3 protein-coding genes and 1 pseudogene are annotated in these 4,158 nt (G+C 62.7%); 2 read left to right on the top strand and 2 right to left on the bottom strand.

The window, feature by feature from the left end:
• Both EN964_RS27045 and EN964_RS27040 read right to left on the bottom strand, forming a co-directional pair.
• A pseudogene (locus tag EN964_RS27045) lies at window positions 1-589 on the bottom strand (exopolyphosphatase); the annotation flags it as partial.
• Window positions 589-2,790 carry an RNA degradosome polyphosphate kinase gene (locus tag EN964_RS27040; RefSeq protein WP_127270759.1) on the bottom strand — a complete coding sequence of 734 codons (2,202 nt, stop codon included), beginning with the start codon at window positions 2,788-2,790 and terminating at the stop codon, window positions 589-591. The gene EN964_RS27040 and the pseudogene EN964_RS27045, both read right to left, overlap by 1 nt.
• Window positions 2,791-3,036: 246 nt before the next feature.
• On the opposite strand from EN964_RS27040, the gene EN964_RS27035 reads away from it, so the two are divergent.
• Complete coding sequence (locus EN964_RS27035; RefSeq protein ID WP_023814125.1) at window positions 3,037-3,282, top strand: zinc-finger domain-containing protein; 246 nt, start codon at window positions 3,037-3,039, stop codon at window positions 3,280-3,282.
• A 19-nt stretch (window positions 3,283-3,301) separates the two neighbouring features.
• Window positions 3,302-4,158, top strand: an 857-nt coding sequence (locus EN964_RS27030; RefSeq protein WP_127276961.1) for an FAD-dependent monooxygenase, incomplete at its 3' end; no start/stop codon positions are given.

Genomic DNA, 4,158 nt, shown 5'->3' with positions numbered 1-4,158 from the left:
GCTTGGCCTTCGCCAGTTCGTCACGCGCGATCTTCGCCGCCTGGGTCAGCGAGTTCTTCGCCATGTCCTGCAGGCGCAAGCCGCCCAGCGGCAGTGTGATGCCGTCGCCGATCGCTTCGCCGGCGACGTCGACCAGTTCGAGGCTGCCGCCGCCCAGATCGCCGGCGATGCCGTCGGCCGGATGGAAGCCGGAAATGACGCCGAGCGCCGAATAATACGCTTCCTGACGGCCGCTGATGACACGGATCTCGGTCTTCAGCACCTCCTCGGCGCGGTGGATGAAATCAGGGCCATTGACCGCCTCGCGGGCCGCGGCGGTGGCCAGCACATACATCTGCTCGGCGCCGGCCTGGTCGGAAAGCGCGCGAAAGCGACGGAACTCTTCCATCGAGCGCGTCACCGCCTCGGGGTCGAGCTTGCCGGTCGAAACGATGCCCCGGCCGAGACCGGCCAGCATCTTTTCGTTGAACAGCATGGTCGGCGAGCGCGCCAGCCCCTCATAGACGACGAGGCGGATCGAGTTCGATCCGATGTCGATGATGGACAGCGGTCGGCGGTCCTGCAGCCGGCCCTGGGAATCAGACAGCATCAGCCGGACGCTGCAGCGTTCTTCTTGCGGCGCTTGAACTGCGCAATGCGCTTGGGCGCATGCGACTTCAGCGCGTCACCCCGTCCCGACAGGCTCGGATTGGTCATGAAATATTCCTGCGCGTTGAACGGTTCCTCGCCCTCCTCCAGCACGACGCGCCGGGAGGTTCCATCAGCCAATACGTCGAAACTTTGCTGATTGTCCATGATGTTGCCCAGCATGATCTGGCCAAGGATCTGTTCGTGCACAGTTGGATTCGTGATCGGCACCATGGTTTCGACGCGGCGGTCGAGATTGCGCGGCATCAGATCGGCCGAGGAGATGTAGACGATCGCCTCGTCCGACGGCAGGCCGTGACCGTTGCCGAAACAATAGATGCGGCTGTGCTCGAGAAAACGGCCGACGATCGATTTTACGCGGATGTTTTCCGACAGGCCCGGAACCTGCGGCCTCAGGCAGCAGATGCCGCGCACGACCAGGTCGACCTCGACGCCGGCCCGGCTGGCATCGTAGAGCGCGTCGATGATAATCGGATCGACGAGTGCGTTCATCTTCATCCAGATGCGCGCCGGTTTCCCCTGCACCGCGTAGGCAATCTCGTCGGCAATGTGCTTCAGGATGCGGCTTCTCAGCGTGAACGGCGAGATCGCAAGCCGCATTTCGTCGGTCGGCTCGGCATAGCCGGTGATGAAATTGAACAGCTGGGCGACATCGCGGGCAATCGTCGGATCGGTGGTGAAGAAGGACAGGTCGGTGTAGATGCGCGCCGTTACCGGATGGTAGTTGCCGGTGCCGAGGTGCACGTAGTTGCGCAGCTTGCCGTCCTCGCGCCGCACCACCAGCGACATTTTCGAATGGGTTTTCAGCTCGAGAAAGCCGAACACGACCTGCACGCCGGCACGCTCCAGATCGCGCGCCCAGCGAATGTTGGCTTCTTCGTCGAAACGCGCCTTGAGCTCGACCAGCGCGGTGACCGACTTGCCGGCCTCGGCCGCGTCGACCAGCGCACGCACGATCGGGCTGTCATTGGAGGTGCGGTAAAGCGTCTGCTTGATCGCCACCACTTCCGGATCGGCCATCGCCTGGCGCAGGAACTGCACCACGACGTCAAACGATTCGTAGGGGTGATGGACGACGATGTCCTTCTCGCGGATGGCGGCGAAACAATCGCCGCCATGCTCGCGGATACGCTCGGGAAAACGCGGATTGTAGGGCATGAATTTCAGGTCGTCGCGAGGGACGGCGACGATCTCGGAAATCTGGCTGAGCGCCAGCGGCCCGGTGAGCACGCTGATGCGGCTCGACGACACGCCAAGCTCGCCTGCCACGAAGTCGCGCAATTCGCCAGGCATCAGCCTGTCGAATTCGATGCGGATCACCGAACCGCGCCGCCGCCGCTTCAGCGCCGTTTCGAACAGGCGCACGAGGTCCTCGGACTCCTCCTCGACCTCGATATCGCTATCGCGAATGATGCGAAACGTGCCGGAGCCCTTGACCTCATAGCCGGGGAAGAGCTTGCCGATATAGAGGCCGACCGCCTCTTCCAGCGGGATGAAGCGGACATGATGCTTGCGGTCCGGCAGGCGGATGAAGCGCTTCAGCGCCACCGGCAGGCGCAGCAGCGCGCTCATCTCCTCACCATTCTTGCGATGGCGCAATTGCAGCGCCATCGAGAAGCCGAGATTGGGAATGAACGGGAACGGGTGCGCCGGATCGATCGACAGCGGGGTGAGCACCGGGAAAACCTGTTCCTGGAAATGGTCTTCCAGCCAGATTTTCTCGTCCTTGGTCAGCGCATCGCGGGTGATGCTCTCGATGCCTTCCTTGTTGAGCAGCACGGTAAGCGCCGAAAGGCTCTTCTGCTGGTCTTCCTGCAGCCGCTCGACCTCACGCAGCAACTGTTCGAGCTGCTGTTCGGGGGTGCGGCCGTCAGGGCTCTTCAGCGTAATGCCTTCTCGTACCTGGCCGGCAAGACCGGCAACGCGGACCATGAAGAACTCGTCGAGATTGGCGGCCGAGATCGACAGGAAGCGGACGCGCTCCAGCAGCGGATGATTGAGGTTCAGCGACTCCTCGAGGACGCGCCGGTTGAACTGCAGCCAGGAAAACTCGCGGTTGACAAACCGGTCCGGATTGCCGCCCTCCGGGCGGGCCACCTCGACATCCACGAATTCGTTCTGCACCGGCTTCAGTTCGTTCATGATTCCCGCTCTTCCACACCGTCAGCCAGCTAAAGCGTCGTGCGTCATTCAGGACGCGCAAAGGACGCTCTGCCACTCCAAGGCGACGCATGGTCCTTGCCGAAAACCGATGTCGGTCTTCGGGGCCATGCGTTAACCGGCTTAACTTATCCTCTGACAGGCTTTTGCGACAGTTTCATTTCATCGAACTTGCAAAGAGGCCTGATATGATCCAGATGCAGACGAGACTGCGTTAAGGAGACGACGATGGCAGGCGGTTCCATTCCCCATTTTCAGAACGATGCGGGCTATCAGGCAATCGACATCGGCGTGAAGGAATTCATGTGCACGGGCGCCAATCCGCCTTTCGACCACCCGCATGTGTTTCTGGACATGGGCGACGACAACGAAAAAGTCTGCCCCTATTGCTCGACGCTCTACCGCTATTCTCCGAAGCTGAAGGCGACCGAGACGCTGCCGGCCGGCTGCATCTACATCGATCAGGCCGCCTGAGTCTTTCGCGACCAGCCCGATGACCGACACGCGATCCCGGCAAATTGTCATCGCCGGGGCGGGTGTCGCCGGATTGACCGCAGCGCTTGCATTCGCCGACCGCGGCTACCCTGTTCGGGTGTTCGAACAGGCGCAGCGCCTGGAAGCTGCCGGCGCCGGCATCCAGCTCTCTCCCAACGCGACACGTATCCTTCGCCAGCTTGGCGTACTCGACAAGCTGCTGCCGGCAACGGTGCGGCCGGAAGCCGTGGTGTTGAAGGAGGCCGCGACCTTGCGCGAACTGGCGCGGGTGCCGCTGGGGCAAGCCGCCGAAACGCGCTGGCAGGCGCCCTATCTCGTCGCTCACAGGGCTGATCTGCAGAGCGCGCTGATGGCACGGGTTTCCCAGATACCGGATATCCATCTTACCACCGGCGCCCGCGTCAGCAGCGCTGCCACCGGCCCCCATGGCATCACCGCGACGGCCGAGATCGACGGCAAAACCATCAAGGCTGAGGGCTTCCTGCTGATCGGAGCCGATGGTGTCTGGTCGTCGGTGCGCGCACTTGTCGATTCGGCCAAAAGGGCGGCTTTGCCAAGAAACCATTTCTCCGGCGAACTGGCCTGGCGCGCGACCATTGCCGCCGAAAGCGCTGCCGGACAAGCCTTTGCCGCGATCGGTGTAACCAATTGCGTCACCACCTTCCTGCATCCCGGCTTCCATATGGTGGCCTATCCCGTCAGCAAGGGTGCTGCCTTCAATCTCGCTGCCTTCACCAGGGGCGACCGTATTGCCGAAGGCTGGTCCGGCAATGCCGACGCCGGGATCCTGACCCGAGCCCTGCGCGGCACCGCGGCAGAACTTGCCCGCCTGGTCGAGCAGGCCGGCCCATGGAC

The sequence above is a fragment of the Mesorhizobium sp. M7A.F.Ca.CA.001.10.2.1 genome (genome assembly GCF_003998575.1).
In the GTDB taxonomy this organism is placed as follows: Bacteria; Pseudomonadota; Alphaproteobacteria; order Rhizobiales; family Rhizobiaceae; genus Mesorhizobium.
The sequence above is the reverse complement of the archived record's forward strand: the minus strand, read 5'-3'. Positions and strand labels throughout refer to the sequence as shown.

Coding starts and splice junctions, on each gene's coding strand:
- EN964_RS27040 (WP_127270759.1), bottom strand. CDS start 2,790: ATGAACGAACTGAAGCCGGTGCAGAACGAATTCGTGGATGTCGAGGTG.
- EN964_RS27035 (WP_023814125.1), top strand. CDS start 3,037: ATGGCAGGCGGTTCCATTCCCCATTTTCAGAACGATGCGGGCTATCAG.